Origin of the sequence: Noviherbaspirillum aerium (assembly GCF_008929045.1) — a bacterium.
In the GTDB taxonomy this organism is placed as follows: Bacteria; Pseudomonadota; Gammaproteobacteria; order Burkholderiales; family Burkholderiaceae_D; genus Noviherbaspirillum; species Noviherbaspirillum aerium.
Map to the genome: position 1 here is coordinate 430,879 of NZ_VFAH01000002.1, position 22,946 is coordinate 453,824.

Genomic DNA, 22,946 nt, shown 5'->3' on the forward strand with positions numbered 1-22,946 from the left:
CAGCACACCGATGTTCGGCACGATCGCCACCATGTTGCATCACGAACAATTGCCCGGCGCAGGGCAGGCGGCAGGCCGGGCTGCGCACCTGCACATCTGACCGGCCGCCGGTCGACATGAATCAGCGGAGCGGCGCATGCAGAACAGCCGCCCGACCAAGCGAGAGGCAGCCTGGCCGCATCAACGATAAAGGCCGGGCTGCGCATAGGAGATAAAGATGAGCCAGCCAACCGCCGCGCTGCCGCAGCGCTTCAACTTCGCCCGCCACATTCTGGAAATCAATGCCGGGCGCGCCGACAAGACCGCCTATATCGACGACGCCGGTCGCATGACCTATGGCGAACTGGAGCAGCGCGTGCGGCGATTCGCCGCCGGCATTCTTGCCAGCGGCATCCGGCGCGAGGAGCGCATCCTGCTGATCATGCATGACACGGCGGACATGCCGGTGGTGTTCCTCGGCGCGCTGCTGGCGGGCGTCATACCGGTGCCGGTCAACACCCTGCTGCCGGCCGACGATTACGCCTACATGATGGAGCACAGCGGCGCCAGGGCGGTCATCTTTTCCAAGCCCTTGCAGCCCTGCGTTCAGGAAGCGCTCGGCAAGACCGATGCTCGCCCGCAACTGATCGTCGCCGGCAGCGGCGGCGGCACTGCCGGCGCCGTGGAAGGCATCAGCGCGCTGGAAGACCTGCTCGCGGCCGAACCGCTGCCGGCATCGGCCTGCGCCAATACTTCCGGCGACGACTTTGCATTCTGGCTGTATTCCTCCGGCTCCACCGGCCGGCCGAAGGGCACCGTGCATTCGCATGCCAACCTGTTCTGGACCGCGGAACTGTACGGCAAGCCCGTCCTCGGCATCCGCGAGGATGATGTCGTGTTTTCGGCGGCGAAACTGTTTTTCGCCTACGGCCTAGGCAACGGCCTGACCTTCCCCCTCAGCGTCGGCGCCACCGTGGTGCTGATGGCGGAGCGGCCGACGCCGCCGGCAGTCTTCAAGCGCCTGGTCGAGCACAAGCCCACGATTTTCTACGGCGTGCCGACCCTGTATGTCGCGATGCTGGCGTCGGAGGCGCTGCCGAAAAAGGATGAAGTGGCGCTGCGGGTCTGCACTTCCGCCGGCGAAGCGCTGCCGCGCGAAGTCGGAGAGAAGTTCCGGCGGCATTTCGGCTGCGACATCCTCGACGGCCTCGGTTCCACCGAAATGCTGCACATCTTCATTTCCAACCGGGCCGGCAGCGTGCGCTACGGCACTTCGGGCCTGCCGGTGCCGGGCTACGACGTGGAATTGCGCGACGAGAGCGGCCAGCGCGTGGCCCAGGGCGAGATCGGCGACCTCTACATCCGCGGCCCGAGTTCGGCGCTGCTGTACTGGTGCAACCGGGAAAAGAGCCGGGCCACCTTCATCGGCGAATGGCTCAAGAGCGGCGACAAGTATGTGATGGATGCGGACGGCTATTACTGCTACTCCGGCCGCAGCGACGACATGCTCAAGGTCAGCGGGCAATATGTGTCGCCGATCGAAATCGAAAATGTCCTGATCGAGCATCCCGCCGTGCTGGAATGCGCGGTGGTCGGCAAGACCGATGCGCAAGGCCTCACCAAGACCTCGGCCTACGTGGTGCTGGCCAAGGGCCAGACGGAGACGCCGGCCCTGGCCGAAGACCTGAAAAGCTTCGTCAAGGGCAAGCTCGCGCCGCACAAGTATCCGCGCGATATCCTGTTCGTGACCGAACTGCCCAAGACCGCCACCGGCAAGATCCAGCGCTTCAAGCTGCGCGCCCTGCAGGAGATGCCTGCATGACGAGTGCGCTGCGCCAGCCGGTCACACGGTACGCAGACATCGACTGGCGCGGCCGGCCGCTGCGGCTGGAGTACCAGTGGGTGGGTGCGGCAGAAACCGCTTTCCCGGTCGTCGTCTTCCTGCATGAAGGACTGGGCTCGGTGGCGATGTGGAAGGATTTTCCGAGGCAATTCTGCGAGCGCAACGGCTTTGCCGGCCTGGTGTTTTCCCGTTACGGCTATGGCAATTCCACGCCGCGCCCGGCGGAGGAACGCTGGCCGGCGAGTTTCATGCATGCGCAGGCGCATGAGGTGCTGCCGGCCCTGTTGTCGGCACTCGATATCAGGAAGCCCTGGCTGTTCGGCCATAGCGACGGCGGATCGATTGCCCTTCTGCATGCCGCCCGCTTTCCGCAGGATGTCAGCGGCGTCGTGGTCGCCGCGCCGCATATCTTCGTCGAGGAAGTGTCGGTCGCCAGTATCCGGCAGGCGCGGGAGGTCTATCTTTCCACCGACATGCGAAGCAAGCTCGGCCGCTACCATGCCGATCCGGATTCTGCGTTCTGGGGCTGGAACGATATCTGGCTCGATCCGGCGTTCCGCGCATGGAACATCGAGGAGGAACTGCCGAACATCACTTGCCCGGTGCTGGCGGTGCAGGGAGAAGACGACGAGTATGGTACGCTAGAACAGATCCGCGGGATCCGGAGGAAGGCGCCTCAGACACGCCTGCTGATCCTCCCGGAATGCGGCCATTCGCCGCACCGGGATCAAGCTGAAGCGCTCATGAAAGAAGCAGCTCGATTCATCGTCAGCCCTGGCTGACGCGTTCAATACCAAGGAGACAATAATGAAACACCTCTTCAAGCCGGCCATCACCACAGCCATCGCCGCAGCCGTCGCCGGCGTGCTCTCCGCCCCTGCCGCTGCCCAGCAGGGACCGATCAAGGTCGGTTTCATGCTGCCGGCCACCGGCACCTTTGCCAACCTCGGCAACATGATCGAGAACGGCTTCAAGATGTACGTGGCCGAACAGGGCGGCAAGATCGGCGGACGCGAGGTGCAGTATTTCAAGGTGGATGACGAATCCGATCCGGCCAAGGCCACCGACAATGTCAACAAGCTGATCAAGCGCGACCAGGTCGACGTGGTGGTGGGCACCGTGCACTCCGGCGTGGCGCTGGCCATGGCCAAGGTCGCCCGGGAAACCAATACCCTGCTGATCGTGCCGAATGCCGGCGCCGACGTCATCACCGGCGCCATGTGCGCCAAGAACATCTTCCGGACCTCGTTTTCCAACTGGCAGCCGGCCTATGCGATGGGCAAGGTCGCGGCCGAGCGCGGCCACAAGAACGTCATGACCATCACCTGGAATTACGCCGCCGGCAACGAGTCGGTCAAGGGCTTCCAGGAAGGCTTCGAAAAGGGCGGCGGCAAGATTTCCCAGAACCTGACCCTGCCCTTCCCCAACGTCGAATACCAGGCGCTGCTGACGCAGATCGCGTCGCAGAAGCCGGATGCGGTGTATGCCTTCTTCGCCGGCGGCGGTGCGGTCAAGTTCGTCAAGGATTATGTGGCCGCCGGACTGAACAAGACCATCCCGCTGTACGGCCCCGGCTTCCTGACCGACGGCACGCTGGAAGCCCAGGGCGCGGCGGCGCAGGGGCTGGTGACCACGCTGCATTACGCCGACAACCTCAACACGCCGCGCGACAACGCCTTCCGCCTCAACTTCGCCAAGACCTACAAGACCAATGCCGACGTCTACGCGGTGCAGGGCTATGATGCGGCGCAGCTGCTGACCACCGGCGTGAAGGCGGTCGGCGGCGACATCGGCAAGCGCGACCAGATGATCCTGGCCATGCGCAGCGCCGCCATCGACAGCCCGCGCGGCAAGTTCACCCTGTCGCCGGCGCACAACCCGATCCAGGATATCTATCTGCGCGAGGTCAAGGGCAACAACAATGAAGTCAAGGGCGTGGCCATCAAGGCGCTGGCCGATCCGGCGCGCGGCTGCAAGCAGGGCTGATCGCCGATCAGATCCAGGGCATAAGGTCTAAGGTCTAAGGCCTAAGGTTCAATGCCCGGGCCTGACTGCTGCAATGCGCTGCCGCGCGCCAAGGCGCGGCAGCGCATCTCCCCACCCAGAGCAAAAGATTCTCATGGACATCTCCACCTTCCTGGTCCAGTGCCTCAACTCCATCCAGTACGGCTTGCTGCTGTTCCTGGTGGCCAGCGGCCTGACGCTGATCTTCGGCATCATGGGCGTGATCAACCTGGCGCACGGCAGCTTCTACATGATCGGCGCCTATCTCGCCTTTTCCATCGCCCCTTTTTTCGGCGACCAGTTCATCATCATGCTGCTGGCCGGCATCATCCTGTCGGCCCTGTTCGGCTTCGTGCTGGAATGGGTGTTCTTCAGCTATCTCTACCAGCGCGACCACCTGCAGCAGGTGCTGATGACCTATGCGCTGATTCTCGTGTTCGAGGAATTGCGCAGCATCCTGGTCGGCAACGACGTGCACGGCGTCAAGGCGCCGGAATGGCTGACCGGCAGCATCGCGCTCGGCGATGTGATGACCTATCCTGTCTATAACCTGTTCGCGTCCGCCGCCTGCATCGTGGTCGCCGTCGGCCTGTACCTGGTGGTCAACCGCACCCGGCTGGGCATGATGATCCGCGCCGGCGCCAGCAACCGCGACATGGTGCGCGGACTGGGCATCAATATCCGTCTGCTGTACCGCATCGTGTTCGCCGCCGGCGTCGCGCTCGCCGCGCTGGCCGGCATGATCGCCGCGCCGATGGCCTCGGTCTATCCCGGCATGGGCGGCCAGGTGCTGATCATCTGCTTCGTCGTGGTGGTGATCGGCGGCATCGGTTCGATTTCCGGCGCGCTGATCGCTTCCTTGCTGGTCGGCTTCGTCGACACCTTCGGCAAGGTGTTCTTCGCCCAGATGAGCGGCATCGGCATCTATGTGCTGATGGCCATCCTCCTTATCTGGCGTCCGGAAGGCCTCAGGAGCAAAGGATACTAAGCCATGAGCACCACAATTCTCGCAAGCAATGCCGTCATGCCGGCCGCTCCCCAGCGCCACCACTGGCTGCTGCCGCTGGCCGTGCTCGTGCTGCTGGCGGTCCTGCCCAATTTCCTGTCCTCCTACATGCAGGACCTGGTGCTGCGCATCGTCGTCTATGCCATCTTCGCGCTCAGCCTGGAACTGCTGGTGGGCACCACCGGGCTGGTCAGCCTCGGCCATGCCGCCTTCTTCGGAATCGCGGCCTATGTCACCGGACTCGCCTCTCCGGAGGCGGAAGCGGGTTCGATCCTGAAGCTGCTTCCGCTGGCGATGCTGGCCGCCGGCGCCTATGCGCTGGTGGTCGGCGCGCTCAGTCTGCGCACCAAGGGCGTGTACTTCATCATGGTGACGCTGGCCTTCGCCCAGATGGCCTATTACGTATTCCATGACACCCCCATCGGCGGCGGCAGCGACGGCATGTATCTCACGCTGCGCCCGGCGCTGGTGATCGGCGAGACGACGCTGATCGACCTCGACAAGGGCCGCCATCTGTATTTCTTCGCGCTCGGCTCGCTGGCCTTCACCTTCGCCCTGCTGGCGCTGGTGCAGCGCTCCCGCTTCGGCCACGCGCTGGCCGGCATCCGCATCAACGAGCAGCGCATGCGCGCCGCCGGCTACCAGACCTACTGGTACAAGCTGGCCGCCTTCGTGCTGGCCGGCGTGCTGGCCGGTCTAGCCGGCTTTCTGATGGCGACCAAGAACGGCACGGTCAATCCGGAAATGCTGTCCTGGCATGAATCGGGCGCGGTGCTGCTGATGATCATCCTCGGCGGCCTCGGTTCGCTGCGCGGCGCCGTCATCGGCGCGGCGGCCTTCGTGCTGCTCAAGGAGTTCTATTCGTCGGAAGCCATCTTCGGCAGCTTCGCGCTGCGCTGGCAGCTGACGCTGGGCCTGACCATGATCTTCTTCGTGGCGCTGCTGCCCAAGGGCCTGATCGGGCTGGCATCGATCGGCGGGCGCCTTGGACGCAGCCAGACGAAGAAAACGGCCGCGGGAGCTGAACAATGATGAGCAACACAGCCACATCCACCGGCGCACTGCTGCGCGCCAACAGCCTGACCCGCCGCTTCGGCGGCCTCAAGGCGGTCAGCAATGTCTCGGTCGACCTGCATGTCGGCGAAGTGCATGCGGTGATCGGCACCAACGGCGCCGGCAAATCCACGCTGATCAACATGCTGTCGGGCGAGATCCCGGTATCGGACGGCACCATCCTGCTCGACGGCGCCGACGTCACCCGCCTGCCGCAGCCGAAACGCGCCCGCTCGGGCATTGGCCGCAGCTATCAGCGCACCACCATCTTCCCCAGCTTCACGGTGCTGGAAAACTGCCGCATGTCGGCGCAGGCGGCGCTGCAGCGGCCATGGGCGCTGTGGGAATCGGCGGCGCAGTGCAAGCAGAGCAACGCCATTGCCCGCCAGGCGCTGGACGACGCCGGCCTGTCCGACATGGCGCAGATGCAGGCCGGCAGCCTGAGCCACGGCAAGAAGCGCCAGCTGGAAATCGCGATGTGCCTGGCTACCCAGCCGCGCGTGCTGCTGCTCGACGAACCGCTGGCCGGCATGGGCGCGGAGGAAACCGAACGCATGCTGGCCCTGCTGGGCAATCTCAAGCGCGGACATGCGGTGCTGCTGGTCGAGCATGACATGGATGCGGTGTTCCGCATTGCCGACCGCATTACCGTCATGGTCAACGGCGAAGTCATCGCCAGCGACCTGCCGGACGCGATCCGCAGCAATGCCGACGTACAGGCCGCCTACCTGGGCGACCACTAATCATTCGCAGGGAACGACGTGCTCCAGATCAAATCGCTCAATACCTATTACGGCGACAGCCATATCCTGCATGGCGTCGATCTCGACATCCCCGCCGGCAAGGCGATCGGCCTGCTCGGCCGCAACGGCATGGGCAAGACCACCCTGATCCGCTCGCTGATGGGCTATGTGCCGGCGAAGTCGGGCAGCGTCTCCTGGCGCAGCAGGAACGTCACCGGCAGCCCGCCGGAAAAGATGGCGCGCCTTGGCATCGGTTATGTGCCGGAAGGCCGCGGCATCTTTCCCAACCTGTCGGTGCGCGAAAACCTGCTGATGAGCGCGCGTCCCGGCCCCGGCGGCCGGCGCGACTGGACCTATGAACGCGTGCTCGACACCTTCCCCCGCCTGAAGGAAAGGCTGGACCATGGCGGCCAGCAGCTGTCCGGCGGCGAACAGCAGATGCTGTCGATCGGCCGCGCGCTCATGACCAATCCGGATCTGCTGATCCTGGATGAAGCGACCGAAGGCCTGGCGCCGCTGATCGTGCAGGAAATCTGGCGCGTCATTTCCCGCATACGCGAGACCGGCATCAGCACCCTGATCGTGGACCGCAACTACCGCACCGTGCTCGCGCATACCGATGCGGCGGTGCTGCTGGAAAAGGGCAAGGTGGTATTGCAGGGCGACTCGAAGGAATTGCTGGATGCGCCGGAAGCGCTGGCTAAATATCTCGGAGTGTAAACATGAAACCACGCTGTCATATTCTTCTCGCTGCCAGCCTGCTTGCCTGTGCCGGCATTTGCCAGGCGGCGCCGGCATCGCCCTATGCCGGACAGGAGACGCGCGAGATCAAGGCCATGTCCGCCGAGGACGTGTCTTCCTATCTGGCCGGCAAGGGCATGGGCCTGGCGAAGTCGGCGGAACTCAACGGTTATCCGGGCCCGTCGCATGTGCTTGAACTGGCGGAGCAACTCAAGCTCAGCGCGGAACAGAGAGCGCGGACCCAGGCGCTGTTCAACACGATGCAGGCGAAAGCCATCGACGCCGGACGCGCATTGATCGACGCCGAACAAAAGCTCGACCGGCTTTTCGCCGGCAAGGCCATCAATCCGGACCTGCTTGAGGCATCGCTGAAGGAAATCGGCGCATTGCAGGCCAGAGTGCGCGGCGTCCATCTCGAAGCGCATCTGCTTCAGGTCGGCATTCTTGATGCGCAACAGGTCGCGCGCTATAACGCGCTGCGCGGCTACGACAAAGCGAAAGCCGAAGGCGCAGCGCAGCATGGTCACCGGCATAAACACTGAGACACTGAGACACTGAAGCACCTGGACGCATTGCCGGATCGTCGGATCGCAGCCTGATCCGGCGCCTGCGAAAACGCCTTGCCAGTCTGTATTTCAAATTTCATTACGCCCTTTAACAACAGGGCCTTGCGTGGAAATAAGGCATGACGGAAATTGCCGTGAAGGTGTACCATTCGCCTTTTCCGCAAGAGAACATTTCCATGAGCAACGATATCGTTTTGGCACTGCTTTTCGTGATCGGCGTCGGCGGCGGGCTGCTTTACTGGCTCGCGTTTCAGAGCGGGCGCATGATCGGTTACCGCCACGGGCTTGAGAAGGGCACCAAGCTCAACGGGCAGACCCAGCATCTCAAGGGCATGAACGACGGCTATGTCATGGCTCTCCAGCATACGCCCGGCCAGCGCCATGAATTCATGAACAACGTGCTGATCAAGACCGGCGCCATGAGCAGGGAAGAACTTGAAGCCGAACGCCGCCTGCGCTTCAGGCTGAAGACCGAGCAGTAGCAGTCGACCATCCCTGATGCATCCTGACAAATTCACGGGATGCATTTCTGTTTCAACCGAACACGCCGACCCCGTGTTCGGCGTTGAGACCGGAACAAAGCCCTTTCCTCCGATGTGGCAACCGCGATCCCGGGCAGTCCTGCTGCATGAAGTCCGGTTGCATCAGTCCTGCGGCAGCAGCTGCGGATTCCACACCACTTCCCACAAGTGTCCATCCGGGTCCTGGAAATAGCCTGCATGACCTCCCCAGAATGTGGCCTGCGCGGGCTTGACGATGGACGCGCCGGCGCTTTCCGCCTGCTTCATGACGGCATCGACTTCCTCTTTCGATGACACGTTATGCCCCAGCGTCATTTCCGTGGAGCTGCGCACGATGCCGGAAATGCCGGAATCGCGGGCAATGCTGTCGCGCGGCCAGAGCGCCAGCTTGAGTCCGGCCTGAAGGTCGAAGAAGGCCACGGCGCCATGCTCGAATTCCTTGCCGATAATGCCGTCGGTAGAAAAACCAAGCCCATCCCGATAAAACGATACCGCGCGCTCCAGGTCATCGACACCGAGCGTCAGGACTGTAATACGTGCTTTCATGCGATGGGTACTCCTTGGAACGGGGCGGCGAAGAACAAGAGGCTTGATGCCAATGCGCTTGATGCAATCGATGACATTACCATTCTTTCCATGACCTCCTTCCGCTCCGGCGGCAATCCGAGCCGGTAAGTTGGCGGATGCTGCCAAACCAGCCTTTCACCGCCGCTCTGCCTGATGCGGCCTGCTCTTGCATTTCCCGTGATCCAGATGCACCTCGGGCGGCATCAGAAAGCTGCATGTGCTCACCGCGCCGGTGACACGGTTGTATTTCTCCTCCGCCTCGGCGTACTGCCTCGCCAGTTCCTGGAGCCTGCGTTCATTGGACACCGCGGTCGAATAGACGAGGAAGGACTGCGGACCGCCGCAGGCTTTCGAGCCGAGAGGGATTGCACGGCACTGCTCCGGCCGTTTCGCGGCGGCGTCCCCGACTTCCCGCTCCATCAGCAGCCGTATATCCCGCATCTCGGACTGCAGCCCGCCAGCGATGGTCTGGCGGCCGTCAATTCCGGCGTACCCGCATGCCTGCAACATTCCGCAGACAAGCGATATCGCAAGAATGGAAATCCTGTTACGCAGCATGGTTCATCCCGGTTTTTCAGTTGTTGTACATGCATGGAGAAATTCTCAAAGCAATTGCAATGCCTGTATTGTGGCTGTGCCGGCGGCGTATGAAGTTCATCGAACCTTCCTCCGAACTCAATACGGCAAAACTGCTGATGTTGGGCGGACTGCTTCCTCTCATCCTCGGAATTGCAATCGTCTGTGCATTGTTCATGAGCGCACGTGCAGCTGCAGGCGGAGGCGGAATGACCGAGGCTTTGCTGGGGCTGCTCATCTTGACTGCAAGCTATCTCATCACCCTGGTGGCAGCGGGCGGCGGCGCCGTGTGGACAAGAAGCATTTTGCGCAAGCATGTCATTCCGCAATCGGATTCGGCAAATGTTCTTTGGAAAATAATATTAACGGTCGTATTGCTGCCGATTCTCGCATTCATTGCTTATTTGGCTTATATCTACGCACTTTATTGTGAACGAAGGGTGACGAGCCCCCGCATCGCACGCCGCCCGGTTTTACCATCAGGAAAGCTCGTCGCAACGCATGCCGAGACAGGCAGTCGGACAGGAGCGCCGTCAAAAGACCCTTAGCGCCATATGCTATGATTCTGCAACTCGGTTGCACCTCCAGTCGCCATTGTGCCCATTGTGCCGCAAACCTATTTCCGCATGCTCATGATCCGCTCCTGCCACGCTCGCATCGCCGCGGCATTGCCGGCGCTGCTGTTGCTGGCGACGTTGCTGCTGGCAATGCTGGGAAGCCAATGGATCGGCATGCAGCACCGCGTTGCGCATGCCTGGCTCGCGGCACCTGCGGCGGATCATGCCGTGGATGCCGCCGACGATGAAGGTTCTTCCGATCTTGCGCATTCCTGCATCCTGCTGGATGCCGCCACGCTGAGCGTCACGCTGCAGACCGCCTTTCTTCTTCCGCTCTGCCTGAGAAACCAGATCGGAAAGGCGCAGCTTCCCGCGCCGTTGTCCTGGCGTCCACATCTCTTCCGGCATTTTTCACCGCGCGGTCCTCCGCTCCGCTGATCTGCACGCCACGCCACTGGCCACACCGATGCGGCGCAGCTTCACTGCCATTGCCGCTGACCATGCATATTCACATGACGGAGTCATCATGCTTGTCCAAGTTTCTCCCCTGACAAGGCTCGCGCCGGCGGCCATTGTCATCGCCTCCCCTTCTTCCGCACCGCTTGTCTTCGCAGGGAGGCCGCATGCATAAGGCCATCGTCCCGCTGGGATGCGTCCTCTGCCTGCTGCTCGGCGCTGGCGGCGCGTCGGCAGCCGGCGCCCATCAGCATGGCGTCGCCCAGCTGACCGTTGCCACCGAAGGCAACCGCCTCGAACTGGAACTGAGTTCGCCGCTGGAAAGCCTGGTCGGCTTCGAACACGAACCGCGCAACGACAAGGAGCGCAAGGCGGTACAGGCGATGAAGGACAGTTTCCGCAAGCCGGAAGCCTTGTTTGCACCAAGCGTCGCGGCGCAGTGCAGCGCCGCGCCGGCCGAAGTGGAATTGCCCGGCGGCGACAGCAAGGATGGCCACGCCGACATGCATGCCGCCGTCGCGTTCGAATGCAAGACGCCGGCCGCGCTGAAAGACCTCGAGGTGAAGCTGTTCGACAGCTTTCCCCGGCTGCAGCGGCTGAAGGTGCAGCTGGTGGCTGGCGGCAAGCAGTCGGGCACCGAACTGACCCGCCAGAAACGCCGCCTCGCCTGGTAGGAGCGCGCATGTCCGATCAGCCTGTGGTTGCCGTCGAACAGCTGCATTTCCAGTGGCGCGGCGCCGCGGCGCCGTGTCTCGATATCGAGCGCCTGCACCTGTTGCCCGGCGAACGCGTCTTCCTGCATGGCCCCAGCGGTAGCGGCAAGAGCACCCTGCTCGGCCTGCTCGGCGGCGTGCTGCTGCCGCAGCGCGGCAGCGTGCGCCTGCTCGACACGGACCTGGCCGCGCTGTCCGGCCGCTCGCGCGACCGCTTCCGGGTGGATCACGTCGGTTTCATCTTCCAGCAGTTCAATCTGATCGCGCACCTGCCGGTGCTCGAAAACGTGCTGCTTCCCTGCCGTTTCTCGCAGCGCCGTCATGCGCGCGCGGCGCGGGAGCGCAGTGTCCAGGAAGAGGCGCGCCGACTGCTGGCAGCGCTCGGTCTCGGCGCCTCGGTGCTGGACAAGCCGGTGACCCAACTGAGCGTCGGCCAGCAGCAGCGGGTGGCCGCGGCGCGCGCGCTGATCGGCCGGCCGGAAATACTGATCGCCGATGAACCGACCTCGGCGCTCGACGCGGAACGCCAGGCGGACTTCCTGCAACTGCTGCTGCAGGAAGCCTCGGCCGGCGGCGCCACCATTCTCTTCGTCAGCCATGACCGGCGGCTGGCGGCGCATTTCAGCCGCGAGCTGGCGCTGGCCGAAGTCAACCGGGCGAGCATGCAGCGCGGGGAGGATGCCGCATGAAGCATCTCGTTTATCTCGCCTTGCGCAGCGCCTGGAACCGCCGCCTTACCCTGGGCCTTGTGATGCTGACGATCGCCCTCAGCGTCAGCATGCTGCTCGGCGTCGACCGCATCCGGCGCGATGCGCGCGACAGCTTTGCGCAATCCGTGTCCGGCACCGACCTGGTGGTCGGCGCAAGGACCAGTCCGGTACAGCTCATGCTCTATTCGATTTTCCGCATGGGCGAAGCCACCAACAACATCCGCTGGGAAAGCGCCCAGCGGCTCGCGCAGCATCCGCTGGTGGCCTGGACCATTCCCCTCTCGCTGGGCGACTCGCATCGCGGCTATCCGGTGCTGGGCACCACCTCGCCGTATTTCGAGCATTTCCGCTACGGCGATGCAAGGCCGCTGGAATTCGCGGCCGGCCAGCCTTTCGCGCAGCTCTTCGACGCGGTGCTCGGCGCCGATGTGGCCGAACGCCTCGGCTACCACACCGGTGACAAGATCGCGCTCAGCCACGGCATGCGCGACAGCGCCCTCAGCACGCACGGCGACAAGCCGTTTGTCGTGACCGGCGTGCTGCGGCGCACCGGCACGCCGGTGGACCGCACCGTGCACATCAGCCTGGAAGCGATGGAAGCCATTCATCTGGACTGGCAGGGCGGGTCGCGCATGCCGGGCCTGGATATTCCGGCCGAGCATGTGCGCAAGTTCGATCTTGCGCCCAAGCAGGTGACGGCGGTGCTGGTCGGCCTGAAATCGCGCAGCGCGGTGTTCCGCATGCAGCGCTTCATCAATGACTACCGTGACGAGCCCCTGCTGGCCATCCTGCCCGGAGTGGCGCTCGACCAGCTGTGGCAGGTCGTCGGCGTGGTGGAACGCAGCCTGCTGATGATTTCGGCACTGGTGGTGCTGGTGGGCTTGTGCGGGCTGGTCGCCGTGGTGCTGGCCGGCCTCAACGAAAGACGCCGGGAACTTGCGATCCTGCGCTCGGTCGGCGCTCAACCCGGAGATATTCTGGCCATGCTGGTGATCGAAGGCTTGTTGCTGACATTCATCGGCTGCTGCCTCGGCGTCCTGCTGCTGGCCGGCGCCGGCGCGCTGCTGGGGCCGCTGGCGGAAGCGCGCTTCGGCCTGTCGCTGCCGCTCCGCCTGCTGTCCCTGGACGAGTTGCCGATGCTGCTGGCGGTGATCGGGGTTGGCCTGCTTGCCAGCCTGGTGCCCGGCTACCGGGCCTACCGGCTGTCACTGGCGGACGGATTGACGCCGCGCCTTTGACTGGAATCGAAGATGGATGCGCGAATGCAAGCGCATTGCTGACAAATATAGGACCACCTCTCAGGAGAAACTTGATGAAAACCCTGTCCGCCCTTCTCTGCTGCGCCCTGCTGGCCACCAGCGCGCCCGCGCTCCATGCGCAGCAAGGCAAGTCCGACTACCAGGTGGGCGAACGCCTGCCCCAGCCGAAAGCGCCGGCCGCCATGCAATCCTACAAGGAGCTGACCTGGGAAGGCCTGGTGCCGAAGAACTGGGATCCTTCGCAGATGATGAAAGGCCTTGACCTCGGCAAGCTGAGCGACAATGACCCGCGCGCAATGGAAGCGTTGGAAAAGATGCGCAAGGCCTGGAGCGAGGCGCCGGTCGAGCCGTCGCTCAACGGCGCGCGCATCCGCATCGCCGGCTTCCTGGTGCCGCTCGACGCGCAGCGCGGCCAGGTGAAGGAATTCCTGCTGGTGCCTTACTTCGGCGCATGCATCCACACGCCGCCGCCGCCGGCGAACCAGATCATCCATGCGGTAGCCGTCAAGCCGCTCAAGGAAGTGCAGGTCATGTCGGCGGTCTGGGTCAGCGGCACGCTGGAAACGGCGCGCAAGACCACCGAATTCGGTGATTCCGGCTACCGGCTGAAGGCCGACATGCTGGCCCCTTACCAATAACCAAAGCAAGATTAAACAAGCAACCACGGGATCATCATCATGCGAATCTCCGCCGCACTCATCCTTGCCGGCGCCGCCTTCCTTGCCGGAACCGCGCAGGCCGCCGAAGATCCGGCACATGCAAAAAGCCTGATCGAGCAGCACAAGGCGATTGCTGCCGCGCACCAGGCCGCCGCGCAATGCCTTGCCTCGGGCAAGACGGAAGAAATGTGCCACCAGGAACTGAACAAGACCTGCAAGCAGTTGCCGATCATCGGGCCGCTGTGCGGCATGCGCAAGCACCGGCATTGACACGACCAGCGAGACCAGCCATGTCGCCTTCCGACCAGTTCAGCATCCAACAACTCCGCGGCCAGGATATCGGCCTGATGCACGGCTTGCTCGCGGTTTTCGGCGATGCCTTCAATGACCCTGATACCTATGGCGGCAAGCGGCCTGGCAAGAACTACATGGTGCGCCTGCTCGACAGCGAAACCTTCATTGCGCTTGCCGCGCTCAGGCATGGAGAGGTCATCGGCGGACTGGCTGCCTATGAACTGAAAAAGTTCGAGCAGGAGCGCAGCGAAATTTATATCTACGATCTCGCGGTATCGGCTGCGCATCGGCGGAAGGGCGTGGCAACCGCGCTGATCGCGGAGCTCAAGCGCATGGCGGCGGCACGGGGCGGCTACGTCATTTTCGTGCAGGCCGATCATGGAGACGATCCCGCGATCGCGCTCTACTCCAAACTGGGGGTGCGCGAAGACGTGCTGCATTTCGACATTCAGGTGGCGCCAGGCCGTGCGTCATAAGCGGCGCGAGAGTTCGGGGTTGCGCCTGGCGCTCATTCCGGCGGATAGGGCCAGTGAACGATTGACTCCTGCCTTATACCCATCCCAAGTCATTCCATGACATGGAACGGGTATTAAGTATGGTTTCATTCGCGATGGCCGGCAAATGAACTTCTGCCTTGCAGGATGGATCATCCGGTAGTCCTTTGCATCCATCTGGTCGTTTTTCCGCCCATGGCATACAAGAACCCAACACCCGTCTCGGTCGGCCTCATCCCTTCGCATACGCCCGGGCATCTCATCCTCATCGAACGCGGCGACGGCGGGCTTGCGCTTCCCGGGGGATATGTCGATGAACTTGAAGATACCGCCAAGGCAATCAGCAGGGAAGTCTACGAAGAAACCGGACTCGAACTCGACGCCGCGAAATGGCGGCTCTTCCATAGTGCGATCACGCCCGACAACAAGCTCTTGCTCTTTTCCTGGTATCCGGAACCGGTGGGTCTGCCGCGACATATTCCACGGAACGCGGAAGTGGCAGATGTGCTGTCTGCGCCGCATGACACCCGGCTGAAATTTCCCCTGCATGAGGATGCAGTGCGGATCTGGCACGCCAGGGTGTGCGGTTAGCGCGTTTTCGCTCCATTGCATGCCGGCACCGTTTTGACAGGTTCTGCCGGTTCCATCCCCGCAAATAATGCACTTCATCAACCCTCTTCGCCGCCCTCGTCCTTGCATTGGAGCGGTTTCATTCTGACCTGCCGATGCTGATGTCGATGCCGAGGCAGGTCAGGATGAAACCGCCCTGGCAGGCATTTTTCTTGCATGTCTCATTGGGTGTAAGCCAATGCAAGGAGAATATATGCATGCAGAAATCACTGCTTACCGTGGCAGGATCATCATTACACTACTGGCGGATCGTTCGATTCCCGGTCAAGTCATTACCTCTCAGGACAACCCGCGCTTTCCGGGTCACGTGATACACAACACAGGCCACTATCTTGGTGTTTCCAAGGAAGCGCTGCGACTGCTGCGCGCGGTGCCTGCAAGCAGCGATGAGACCAGCGACCTGAACTGGTTTCACACCGATGACGGCAAACCGATGTTCTTCTGGCGCGGCGGGCGCTACGCCATATTTTCGCCCGACTATTGTTTCGTAGCGAAGGAATTCAAGATCCGCGATCATGTCTGCATACCCAACCGGGTGCCTGAAGGCGCACGTGCCCAGCTCGATGCCCTGCCGCGCGTGCACAAGCCCAAGGTCGGATTGCTGACGGGCGCGGCACTGTAGTCGCAACGCGCTGCAAGAATATCGGGCAGGGATTGCGTTTCGGCGCAGCTTGCGGCGCGCTCCTTCGCCTGCCTGACGCATTTCCGTCGTGGCACGGTGCGCAGGAATTGGAGTGGACGGTGCCCAGCCCGGCGCCCTTCCATACCTTCGAGATATCGCCGATCATCAGGTAAGCGATGCGGGCCGGCGGTCGGGCTCATGCGTCTTCTCGTGGAGAATGCCATGCAACATGAATGGGTACTGAAGCGCAACTGCTCGCTGACGCCTTTCCAGTTCGGCGTCGCCTATCTTCTCTTGTGCGTCGTCACATTCCTGTGGGCCGGGATGCTGGCGCTGAGCGGCGCACCGCAGATCATCGCCTTTGCCGTGATAGAACTGCTTCTCGCAGGCGGCGCGTTCCTGCATCATGCGATGCATGCGGCCGACAGCGACCGCATCGTGCTGGATGAGCGGCACCTGCTGATCGAACGCGTGCGCGCGGGCGAAGTGGATGCCGTCCGCCTGGAGCGCGGCATGACACGCGTGATTCCGCCGCAGCGCGCACACGACCTGATCCAGCTGGAAGCGAGCGGCGTCAAGGTCGGTGTGGGCCGCCTGATCCCGGATCGGGAGCGTCAGCAGCTTTCGCGGGAACTGCGCAGCAGGCTGCAGGGATTCTGATATTTCCTTCCATCGAATCAGGATGTCTCCCTGCCTGACATCGCTTTGCCCGGCGCTTGCGGCAGGAACCGGCGAATGCGCGGGCGTGCCCCGCGTGTACAAGGCACGCCGATGCTGCCGGATCTACCCGCCGCGCGCCGCGGTCCAGGCCCGGACCTGCTGCTTCACGATCCCGATCAGGTTGCCCTGAGCCAGTTCAACATCGACCAGATGCAGCCCCCATTCCTGCAACAGGCGGTCGCCGTAGAACAGGTCGCCTGCGATGTCGATACCGGCTGCGCTGTAGGCCGGATCGATGCTGACGCTCAGATAGGAGGCATTGTCGCGCTGCACGCACTCGGCGCTGGCTATGCCTTCCGGGCTAACGAACGGCGCATCCGCCCTTTGCGCTAGCGCCGCGAATCCGGTCTTGTCGTGCGGCTGCCCTGTCAGATTGGTCCTGGCGGGCAGGTAGGAATGCAGGACGCCCCGGCCGCCGGCCAGTGCAGCGGGATTGGTGCAGGCGACCTGGTTGCCGTCGGCGGCGCGGCCGAACAGGCTGTTGGCGGGCGGCGGCAGACGGTCGCGGAAAGAGACGTAGGACACCACGCACCCGGCTTGCCCGGGCGAGCGGCACAGCGGGACCTGGCGGAAGGTGCCGCCCACATCCTTGCCCGGCGGGACGGTCACGTTGGAACCAATCAGCAGCGCCGACACCAGCTGCTTCTGCGCCGGCTTGCCCTCGATCTGCTGGCGCAGCAGATCGCTCAGCATGCGCGCTCCCTGCGAGTGGCCGATCAGCACCACGCCGCGGCCGTTGTTGTGATGCTGCAGGTAGTGGTTCCAGGCATCCTGCACATCGCGGTAGGCGAGCTGCGGATCGATCGCCATCGGCTGGCCGGTAAGCCTGCTGCGCAGCCCTTGTATCGTCACCTGGCGGTAGACCGGGGCAAACAGCCGGCATACCGAGCCGAAGCGCGCGAACTGGTGCTCGACCGTACGCCTTTCCTCGGGTCCCGCGCTCATGTCGCTGTTGGGTGTCGGATCATTAGAAATCGTCGGATAAACGTAGAAGCAGTCGACCGGTGCAGCGGCGGCTGCACGATAAGTCTCGCGGCCGGCCGGCGCACCGCCCCGAGCGGACAGGACTGCATCCAGGTTCACGCTGCAAGCGTCGGCGCGCCCCGGCAGGCAAAGCCAGTTATCGGGGTTCGCATATTGATTGCCGGCTGCAGCCGATGCGGCGCCCGGAGTAAGGGTGGAAGTGGAGATGGAAGTGGAGCCGGGGGTGGCAGGGGTGGCAGGTGCGTCGGGTGCGGTACCGCAGGCAGCGAGCATCATTGTTGCCGTCAGCATGCTGAATGCCGCAAGAGGAGCAGCTTGTCTCATATTGTCCTTGTTATCATCCGTTAGTTTCGCTGTGCAAAACGGTGTTTTGTTTTGCAGGACAATCATACCCGATGCATTCGATCTTCCGCCGCGTCCTCTCCGCATGTTCTGTCAGCGACTTGCCATCGATATAAGCGCAGGCAGAAAATCAGCACATGCACTATCCCCGTTTCCAATCATCGCTGCGCACACCAGGCAAGCTCCGGTGCGGATCTTTAATTCGCGACTTCCCGCAATATCCTCCCTCCTCCAAAACTTCCCTGCTCCGGCACCTCACCGCCAGGCATGACGCGTATCGCGCAATACTTGAATTCCGGGATCTTGCCGAAGGGATCGAGCGCGGGATTGGTCAGCTTGTTGATGGCGGCTTCGTAGTAGCAGAACGGCACGAACACCGCTCCCGGCGGCGTGCCTTCATCGGCGCGCGCATAGAGCGAGACCTGACCGCGCCGTGACTGCAGCGTGACGAGCTCGCCGGGCTTGACGCCGATCTGCGCCAGGTCGAGCGGATGCAGCAGCGCCACGGGATCGGGTTCGATCGCATCGAGCACGGTGGCGCGGCGTGTCATGCTGCCGGTGTGCCAGTGTTCGAGCTGGCGGCCGGTGATCAGCACGTTCGGATATTCGGCATCGGGCTTTTCCGCGGCGGGGATGATGTCGGCCGGCATGAAGCGGGCCTTGCCGCTGGCGGTGGGGAACTGCGCGGTGAACACCACGGGTTCACCCGCATCGCCTTCCTGCATGCAGGGATAGGTGACCGCATGCTCGCGCTGCAGCCGCTCCCAGGTAATGCCGGCGATGTTGGGCATGCTGCGCCGCATTTCATCGAACACCTCCGACACATCCGCATCATGCCATGCCAGGCCGATGCGCCTTGCGATCTGCTGGATGATCCACAAATCCTGGCGCGCATCTCCCGGCGGATCGATCGCCTGCCGGCCGAGCTGCACCAGGCGGTCGGTGTTGGTGAAGGTGCCGGTCTTTTCCGGGAAGGCCGAGGCCGGCAGCACCACGTCGGCCAGATAGGCGGTCTCGGTCAGGAAGATGTCCTGCACTACGAGGAAATCGAGCGCGGCCATGGCTTCGCGCGCATGGTCGGCATCCGGATCGGACATCGCCGGATTCTCGCCCATCACATACATGCCGCGCACCTTGCCCTGCAGGATCGCGTTCATCACCTCCACCACGGTGAGGCCGGGCTGGGGGTCGAGTTGCATGCCCCACAAGGCTTCGAACTTTTCGCGTGCGGCGGGGTTGTCCACGCGCTGGTAATCCGGATACATCATCGGGATCAGTCCGGCATCGGATGCGCCCTGCACATTGTTCTGCCCGCGCAGCGGATGCAGGCCGGTGCCGGGGCGGCCGATCTGGCCGGTCATCAGGGCCAGCGCGATCAGGCAGCGCACATTGTCGGTGCCGTGCACATGCTGCGACACGCCCATGCCCCACAGGATCATCGAGCCCTTCGAGGTCGCATACAGACGCGCCACTTCGCGGATGACATCGGCATCGATGCCGCAGACCGGCGCCATGCTTTCCGGGCTGTAGCCTTCGACATTCTTCTTCAGATCGTCATAGCCGATGGTGCGCGAGGCGATGAAGCCTTCATCCACCAGGCCCTCATGCACGATCACATGCATCATCGCATTGAGCAGCGCGACATCGGTATCGGCCTTGAACTGCAGGTAGCGGTGCGACAGGCGCGCCAGGTCGGAGCGGCGCGGGTCGGCGACGATCAATTTTGTGCCGTTCTTCACCGCGTTCTTGATCCAGGTCGCGGCGACCGGATGGTTCACCGTGGGATTGGCGCCGATCACCAGCACCACGTCGGCCTTCGTCACATCCATGACGGGATTGGATACCGCGCCCGAGCCGATGCCCTCGAGCAGCGCCGCCACCGACGAGGCATGGCACAGCCGGGTGCAGTGATCGACATTGTTGCTGCCGAAGCCGGTGCGCACCAGCTTCTGGAACAGGTAGGCTTCCTCATTGCTGCCCTTGGCCGAACCGAAGCCGGCCAGCGCCTTTCCGCCATGCGCGGCGCGGATGCCGGCGAGCTGCCTGCCGACCAGGTCGAGCGCTTCTTCCCATGTCGCCTCGCGGAAGACTTCCGACACCCGATCCGGATCCATCGGCATGCCGGCGCGCTTGGGCGCATCGGCGCGGCGGATCAGCGGCATGGTCAGGCGCTGCGGATGATGCGCATAATCGAAACCGTAGCGGCCCTTGACGCACAGCCGCTTGTGATTGGCCGGTCCGTCGCGGCCTTCGACGTAAAGGATCTTGTTGTCTTTCACGTTGTAGGTCAGCTGGCAGCCCACGCCGCAATACGGGCACACCGAATCCACCTTCTTGTCCGGCACCGCCAGCGCGGCGTCGCGCGCCGGCATCAGCGCGCCGGTCGGGCAGGCCTGCACGCATTCGCCGCAGGCCACGCAGGTCGATGCGCCCATGGCGTCATCCATGTCGAACACGATCTTTTCGCCGCTGCCGCGATAGGCCAGGCCGATCACGTCGTTGACCTGTTCATCGCGGCAGGCGCGCACGCAGCGGGTGCACTGGATGCAGGCATCGAGATTGACGGCGATCGCCGGATGGCTGTGGTCCGCCGCCACCCGTTCGCGCGGCGCGAAGCGCGGCTTGCCCAGTGCCAGTTTTTCGGCCCACTGATCGACTTCGTTGTGGCGGGTATAGTCGGTTTCCGGCATGTCGGACTGCAGCAGTTCGATCACCAGCTTCTGCGCCTTCACCGCGCGCTCGCTGTCGGTCACCACCGTCATGCCGTTGGCCGGATGCCGGCAGCAAGACGGCGACAGCACCCGCTCGCCGCCGATCTCGACCACGCAGGCCCGGCAATTGCCCGCCGTGTCCAGGCCATCCATGTAGCACAGATGCGGAATATCGATGCCTTCCCGCTTCGCAATCTGCAGGATGGTTTCGTTCGCGCCGCCGGTGACGCTGCGCCCGTTCAGTTCGAAGGTGACGGACGTTGCGGCAGCCGCTTCCCGCAGCAGCTGTTCATGGCGAAGGATGGCATTCATGGTGTGGCGGCTCCCTGTTCATCGAGCTCATGCGGAAAATACCGGATCACGCAGTCGACCGGATTCGGCGCGGCCTGGCCGAGGCCGCAGATGGACGCGTCGCGCATCACCAACGACAGGTCGGCCAGCAGTTCGAGATTCCATTGCGGCTGTTCGATCAAATCGAGCGCCTTGGCGGTGCCCACGCGGCAGGGCGTGCACTGGCCGCAGGATTCGTCCTTGAAGAACTTCATCATGTTGCGCGCCGCGGCGCTGGCGCTGTCATGGTCGGACAGCACGATCACCGCCGCCGAGCCGATGAAGCAGCCGTACGGCTGCAGCGTATCGAAATCGAGCGGGATGTCGTTCAACGACGCCGGCAGGATGCCGCCGGAAGCGCCGCCCGGCAGGTAGGCGTAGAACCGGTGGCCCGGCAGCATGCCGCCGCAGTACTCGTCGATCAGCTCTTGTATGGTGATGCCGGCGGGCGCGAGATGCACTCCCGGCTTGCTGACGCGGCCGGATACCGAAAACGAGCGCAGCCCCTTGCGGCCGCGGCGGCCATGCGATGCAAACCAGGCGCCGCCCTTGCTCAGGATTTCCGGCACCCAGTACAGGGTTTCGAAGTTGTGCTCCAGCGTCGGCCTTCCGAACAGGCCGACCTGCGCCACGTAAGGCGGCCGCAGCCGCGGCATGCCGCGCTTGCCTTCAATCGATTCGATCATCGCCGATTCCTCGCCGCAGATATACGCGCCGGCGCCGCGCCGCAGATGGATCTCAGGCATGCCGCTCATGGGCGGATCGGCCCTGAGACTGTCGAGTTCGGCGGAGAGCAGCGCGCGGCAGCCGTGGTATTCGTCGCGCAGGTAGACGTAGATGGCTTCGATGCCCACCGCCCAGGCGGCGATCAGCATGCCTTCGAGGAAGCGGTGCGGATCGCGTTCGAGATAGCTGCGGTCCTTGAAGGTGCCGGGTTCGCCTTCATCGATGTTGACGGCCATCAGGCGCGGTCCGGGCTCGTTGCGCACGATGCGCCATTTGCGGCCGGCCGGGAACCCCGCGCCGCCCAGGCCGCGCAGGCCGGAGTCTTCCATCGCTGCGATCACCGCATCGACGCTGCGCGCGCCGGAGAGGCATTCCTTCAACAGGCGGTAGCCGCCCTGCGCGACATAAGCCGCATGGTCGACATAAGCGCCGGGCACATGCTGCGTCTGCCCGGCGCCGACCGCCGCCAGGACATTCTCGACAGCGGCTCTTGCCACCGGCAACTGGCCGACCACGGCCACCGGCGCCTGTTCGCAGCGGCCGACGCAGGGCGCCGCCATCACGCGCACTTCGGCGCCGAGCAGACCGGGAAGCCGCTCCAGCAGATCGCCGGCGCCCGCCATTTCGCAGGACAGGCTTTGGCAGACGCGCACCGTCAGTGCCGGCACCTGCGGCGCGACGCCGTCCCCATTGTGCGCATCATGCCGCACCACGTCGAAGTGGTGATAGAAGCTCGCCACTTCATATACCTCGGCCTGGCTCATGCGCATTTCCTGCGCCAGCGCGGCGAGGTGCGCGGTGGATAGCTGGCGGTAGCGATCCTGCAGCAGATGCAGATGCTCGATCAGGAGGTCGCGCCGGCGCGGCCGGTCGCCGAGCAGCTGCTGCACTTCCAGCAGCGCGCCGGGCTCGACCCGGCGCCCTTTCGGCGCCTGGCGCCGGCGCTGGCGGCTTGGCGCCAGTGGCTGGATGGGAATGACTCGCTGGTCCATGGTATTGGTCCGGTTCAATGTTTTGGGCTGCAAATATGCAAGTTTTTGCATATCATGGGCTGGTTTTTTACTATGCTCCTGTTCTGTACAGACAAGACTGCCGGAGGTTACGGATGCGGCCGGTTACCCTCTTTTCCCGCGGGCGAGA

At 63.6% G+C, this 22,946-nt stretch carries 25 protein-coding genes; 20 read left to right on the forward strand and 5 right to left on the reverse strand.

Annotation, left to right across the window (positions count from 1 at the left end; all coding sequences use genetic code 11):
• The first annotated feature begins 217 nt into the window (after positions 1 to 217).
• From FH061_RS05155 to FH061_RS05195, 9 genes are all read left to right on the forward strand, one after another.
• Positions 218 to 1,801 (forward strand): benzoate-CoA ligase family protein, encoded by a 1,584-nt coding sequence (locus FH061_RS05155; RefSeq protein ID WP_151633638.1) that lies wholly within the window; start codon positions 218 to 220, stop codon positions 1,799 to 1,801.
• Positions 1,798 to 2,604: an alpha/beta fold hydrolase gene (locus FH061_RS05160; protein WP_151633640.1), complete on the forward strand. Its 807-nt coding sequence runs from the start codon at positions 1,798 to 1,800 to the stop codon at positions 2,602 to 2,604. Before FH061_RS05155 ends, FH061_RS05160 begins: the two co-directional genes overlap by 4 nt.
• A gap of 25 nt (positions 2,605 to 2,629) precedes the next feature.
• On the forward strand, positions 2,630 to 3,808 hold the full coding sequence (locus FH061_RS05165; protein WP_151633642.1) for an ABC transporter substrate-binding protein: 1,179 nt from the start codon (positions 2,630 to 2,632) through the stop codon (positions 3,806 to 3,808).
• A 133-nt stretch (positions 3,809 to 3,941) separates the two neighbouring features.
• Positions 3,942 to 4,814: a branched-chain amino acid ABC transporter permease gene (locus FH061_RS05170; protein WP_151633644.1), complete on the forward strand. Its 873-nt coding sequence runs from the start codon at positions 3,942 to 3,944 to the stop codon at positions 4,812 to 4,814.
• Between the two features lie 3 nt (positions 4,815 to 4,817).
• Complete coding sequence (locus FH061_RS05175; RefSeq protein WP_151633645.1) at positions 4,818 to 5,864, forward strand: branched-chain amino acid ABC transporter permease; 1,047 nt, start codon at positions 4,818 to 4,820, stop codon at positions 5,862 to 5,864.
• A complete protein-coding gene (locus FH061_RS05180; protein ID WP_404822421.1) occupies positions 5,861 to 6,628 on the forward strand; it encodes an ABC transporter ATP-binding protein in 768 nt (255 codons plus the stop codon). The genes FH061_RS05175 and FH061_RS05180 overlap by 4 nt, the downstream gene beginning before the upstream one ends.
• 18 nt (positions 6,629 to 6,646) lie before the next feature.
• A complete protein-coding gene (locus FH061_RS05185) occupies positions 6,647 to 7,348 on the forward strand; it encodes an ABC transporter ATP-binding protein (RefSeq protein WP_151633647.1) in 702 nt (233 codons plus the stop codon).
• Between the two features lie 2 nt (positions 7,349 to 7,350).
• Positions 7,351 to 7,911 carry a periplasmic heavy metal sensor gene (locus FH061_RS05190; RefSeq protein ID WP_151633649.1) on the forward strand — a complete coding sequence of 187 codons (561 nt, stop codon included), beginning with the start codon at positions 7,351 to 7,353 and terminating at the stop codon, positions 7,909 to 7,911.
• A gap of 143 nt (positions 7,912 to 8,054) precedes the next feature.
• A complete protein-coding gene (locus tag FH061_RS05195; RefSeq protein ID WP_151633651.1) occupies positions 8,055 to 8,417 on the forward strand; it encodes a hypothetical protein in 363 nt (120 codons plus the stop codon).
• A gap of 162 nt (positions 8,418 to 8,579) precedes the next feature.
• Here FH061_RS05195 and FH061_RS05200 read toward each other — a convergent pair whose 3' ends face one another.
• Both FH061_RS05200 and FH061_RS05205 read right to left on the reverse strand, forming a co-directional pair.
• On the reverse strand, positions 8,580 to 9,002 hold the full coding sequence (locus FH061_RS05200) for a VOC family protein (RefSeq protein WP_151633653.1): 423 nt from the start codon (positions 9,000 to 9,002) through the stop codon (positions 8,580 to 8,582).
• Between the two features lie 156 nt (positions 9,003 to 9,158).
• The gene (locus FH061_RS05205) at positions 9,159 to 9,464 is read right to left on the reverse strand and encodes a hypothetical protein (RefSeq protein WP_151633655.1); all 306 of its coding nucleotides are present in this window, start codon (positions 9,462 to 9,464) and stop codon (positions 9,159 to 9,161) included.
• A gap of 56 nt (positions 9,465 to 9,520) precedes the next feature.
• On the opposite strand from FH061_RS05205, the gene FH061_RS05210 reads away from it, so the two are divergent.
• The 11 genes from FH061_RS05210 to FH061_RS05260 all read left to right on the forward strand — a co-directional run bounded on the left by FH061_RS05210 (position 9,521) and on the right by FH061_RS05260 (position 16,653).
• A complete protein-coding gene (locus FH061_RS05210) occupies positions 9,521 to 10,147 on the forward strand; it encodes a hypothetical protein (RefSeq protein ID WP_151633656.1) in 627 nt (208 codons plus the stop codon).
• Positions 10,148 to 10,225: 78 nt separating this feature from the next.
• Positions 10,226 to 10,594: a hypothetical protein gene (locus FH061_RS05215; protein WP_151633658.1), complete on the forward strand. Its 369-nt coding sequence runs from the start codon at positions 10,226 to 10,228 to the stop codon at positions 10,592 to 10,594.
• 185 nt (positions 10,595 to 10,779) lie between these two features.
• Complete coding sequence (locus FH061_RS05220) at positions 10,780 to 11,286, forward strand: DUF2796 domain-containing protein (RefSeq protein ID WP_151633660.1); 507 nt, start codon at positions 10,780 to 10,782, stop codon at positions 11,284 to 11,286.
• An 8-nt stretch (positions 11,287 to 11,294) separates the two neighbouring features.
• The gene (locus FH061_RS05225; protein WP_151633662.1) at positions 11,295 to 12,014 is read left to right on the forward strand and encodes an ATP-binding cassette domain-containing protein; all 720 of its coding nucleotides are present in this window, start codon (positions 11,295 to 11,297) and stop codon (positions 12,012 to 12,014) included.
• Entirely contained in the window at positions 12,011 to 13,273 is a 1,263-nt protein-coding gene (locus tag FH061_RS05230) for an ABC transporter permease (RefSeq protein ID WP_151633664.1), read from the forward strand. Before FH061_RS05225 ends, FH061_RS05230 begins: the two co-directional genes overlap by 4 nt.
• Positions 13,274 to 13,347: 74 nt before the next feature.
• Complete coding sequence (locus FH061_RS05235; protein WP_151633666.1) at positions 13,348 to 13,932, forward strand: DUF3299 domain-containing protein; 585 nt, start codon at positions 13,348 to 13,350, stop codon at positions 13,930 to 13,932.
• Positions 13,933 to 13,971: 39 nt separating this feature from the next.
• On the forward strand, positions 13,972 to 14,223 hold the full coding sequence (locus tag FH061_RS05240) for a hypothetical protein (protein WP_151633668.1): 252 nt from the start codon (positions 13,972 to 13,974) through the stop codon (positions 14,221 to 14,223).
• A 20-nt stretch (positions 14,224 to 14,243) separates the two neighbouring features.
• Positions 14,244 to 14,723, forward strand: coding sequence for an AAC(3)-I family aminoglycoside N-acetyltransferase (locus FH061_RS05245; protein WP_151633670.1), 480 nt, complete (start codon positions 14,244 to 14,246; stop codon positions 14,721 to 14,723).
• 213 nt (positions 14,724 to 14,936) lie between these two features.
• On the forward strand, positions 14,937 to 15,332 hold the full coding sequence (locus FH061_RS05250; RefSeq protein ID WP_192804919.1) for an NUDIX domain-containing protein: 396 nt from the start codon (positions 14,937 to 14,939) through the stop codon (positions 15,330 to 15,332).
• Positions 15,333 to 15,564: 232 nt separating this feature from the next.
• Positions 15,565 to 15,993 (forward strand): hypothetical protein, encoded by a 429-nt coding sequence (locus tag FH061_RS05255; RefSeq protein WP_151633674.1) that lies wholly within the window; start codon positions 15,565 to 15,567, stop codon positions 15,991 to 15,993.
• A 222-nt stretch (positions 15,994 to 16,215) separates the two neighbouring features.
• Positions 16,216 to 16,653: a DUF2244 domain-containing protein gene (locus FH061_RS05260; RefSeq protein ID WP_192804920.1), complete on the forward strand. Its 438-nt coding sequence runs from the start codon at positions 16,216 to 16,218 to the stop codon at positions 16,651 to 16,653.
• A 123-nt stretch (positions 16,654 to 16,776) separates the two neighbouring features.
• Here the strand turns inward: FH061_RS05260 and FH061_RS05265 are convergent, their stop codons facing one another.
• The 3 genes from FH061_RS05265 to FH061_RS05275 all read right to left on the reverse strand — a co-directional run bounded on the left by FH061_RS05265 (position 16,777) and on the right by FH061_RS05275 (position 22,798).
• Positions 16,777 to 17,988 carry a DUF3089 domain-containing protein gene (locus FH061_RS05265; RefSeq protein ID WP_225984491.1) on the reverse strand — a complete coding sequence of 404 codons (1,212 nt, stop codon included), beginning with the start codon at positions 17,986 to 17,988 and terminating at the stop codon, positions 16,777 to 16,779.
• A gap of 248 nt (positions 17,989 to 18,236) precedes the next feature.
• On the reverse strand, positions 18,237 to 21,062 hold the full coding sequence (gene fdhF / locus FH061_RS05270) for a formate dehydrogenase subunit alpha (RefSeq protein ID WP_151633678.1): 2,826 nt from the start codon (positions 21,060 to 21,062) through the stop codon (positions 18,237 to 18,239).
• Positions 21,059 to 22,798, reverse strand: coding sequence for an NADH-ubiquinone oxidoreductase-F iron-sulfur binding region domain-containing protein (locus FH061_RS05275; RefSeq protein WP_151633680.1), 1,740 nt, complete (start codon positions 22,796 to 22,798; stop codon positions 21,059 to 21,061). Before FH061_RS05275 ends, fdhF begins: the two co-directional genes overlap by 4 nt.
• Positions 22,799 to 22,946 lie beyond the last annotated feature (148 nt).

Coding starts and splice junctions, on each gene's coding strand:
- FH061_RS05155 (WP_151633638.1), top strand. CDS start 218: ATGAGCCAGCCAACCGCCGCGCTGCCGCAGCGCTTCAACTTCGCCCGC.
- FH061_RS05160 (WP_151633640.1), top strand. CDS start 1,798: ATGACGAGTGCGCTGCGCCAGCCGGTCACACGGTACGCAGACATCGAC.
- FH061_RS05165 (WP_151633642.1), top strand. CDS start 2,630: ATGAAACACCTCTTCAAGCCGGCCATCACCACAGCCATCGCCGCAGCC.
- FH061_RS05170 (WP_151633644.1), top strand. CDS start 3,942: ATGGACATCTCCACCTTCCTGGTCCAGTGCCTCAACTCCATCCAGTAC.
- FH061_RS05175 (WP_151633645.1), top strand. CDS start 4,818: ATGAGCACCACAATTCTCGCAAGCAATGCCGTCATGCCGGCCGCTCCC.
- FH061_RS05180 (WP_404822421.1), top strand. CDS start 5,861: ATGATGAGCAACACAGCCACATCCACCGGCGCACTGCTGCGCGCCAAC.
- FH061_RS05190 (WP_151633649.1), top strand. CDS start 7,351: ATGAAACCACGCTGTCATATTCTTCTCGCTGCCAGCCTGCTTGCCTGT.
- FH061_RS05195 (WP_151633651.1), top strand. CDS start 8,055: ATGACGGAAATTGCCGTGAAGGTGTACCATTCGCCTTTTCCGCAAGAG.
- FH061_RS05200 (WP_151633653.1), bottom strand. CDS start 9,002: ATGAAAGCACGTATTACAGTCCTGACGCTCGGTGTCGATGACCTGGAG.
- FH061_RS05205 (WP_151633655.1), bottom strand. CDS start 9,464: ATGCGGGATATACGGCTGCTGATGGAGCGGGAAGTCGGGGACGCCGCC.
- FH061_RS05210 (WP_151633656.1), top strand. CDS start 9,521: ATGCCTGCAACATTCCGCAGACAAGCGATATCGCAAGAATGGAAATCC.
- FH061_RS05215 (WP_151633658.1), top strand. CDS start 10,226: ATGCTCATGATCCGCTCCTGCCACGCTCGCATCGCCGCGGCATTGCCG.
- FH061_RS05220 (WP_151633660.1), top strand. CDS start 10,780: ATGCATAAGGCCATCGTCCCGCTGGGATGCGTCCTCTGCCTGCTGCTC.
- FH061_RS05225 (WP_151633662.1), top strand. CDS start 11,295: ATGTCCGATCAGCCTGTGGTTGCCGTCGAACAGCTGCATTTCCAGTGG.
- FH061_RS05230 (WP_151633664.1), top strand. CDS start 12,011: ATGAAGCATCTCGTTTATCTCGCCTTGCGCAGCGCCTGGAACCGCCGC.
- FH061_RS05235 (WP_151633666.1), top strand. CDS start 13,348: ATGAAAACCCTGTCCGCCCTTCTCTGCTGCGCCCTGCTGGCCACCAGC.
- FH061_RS05240 (WP_151633668.1), top strand. CDS start 13,972: ATGCGAATCTCCGCCGCACTCATCCTTGCCGGCGCCGCCTTCCTTGCC.
- FH061_RS05245 (WP_151633670.1), top strand. CDS start 14,244: ATGTCGCCTTCCGACCAGTTCAGCATCCAACAACTCCGCGGCCAGGAT.
- FH061_RS05250 (WP_192804919.1), top strand. CDS start 14,937: ATGGCATACAAGAACCCAACACCCGTCTCGGTCGGCCTCATCCCTTCG.
- FH061_RS05255 (WP_151633674.1), top strand. CDS start 15,565: ATGCATGCAGAAATCACTGCTTACCGTGGCAGGATCATCATTACACTA.
- FH061_RS05260 (WP_192804920.1), top strand. CDS start 16,216: ATGCAACATGAATGGGTACTGAAGCGCAACTGCTCGCTGACGCCTTTC.
- FH061_RS05265 (WP_225984491.1), bottom strand. CDS start 17,988: ATGCTGACGGCAACAATGATGCTCGCTGCCTGCGGTACCGCACCCGAC.
- fdhF (WP_151633678.1), bottom strand. CDS start 21,062: ATGAATGCCATCCTTCGCCATGAACAGCTGCTGCGGGAAGCGGCTGCC.
- FH061_RS05275 (WP_151633680.1), bottom strand. CDS start 22,798: ATGGACCAGCGAGTCATTCCCATCCAGCCACTGGCGCCAAGCCGCCAG.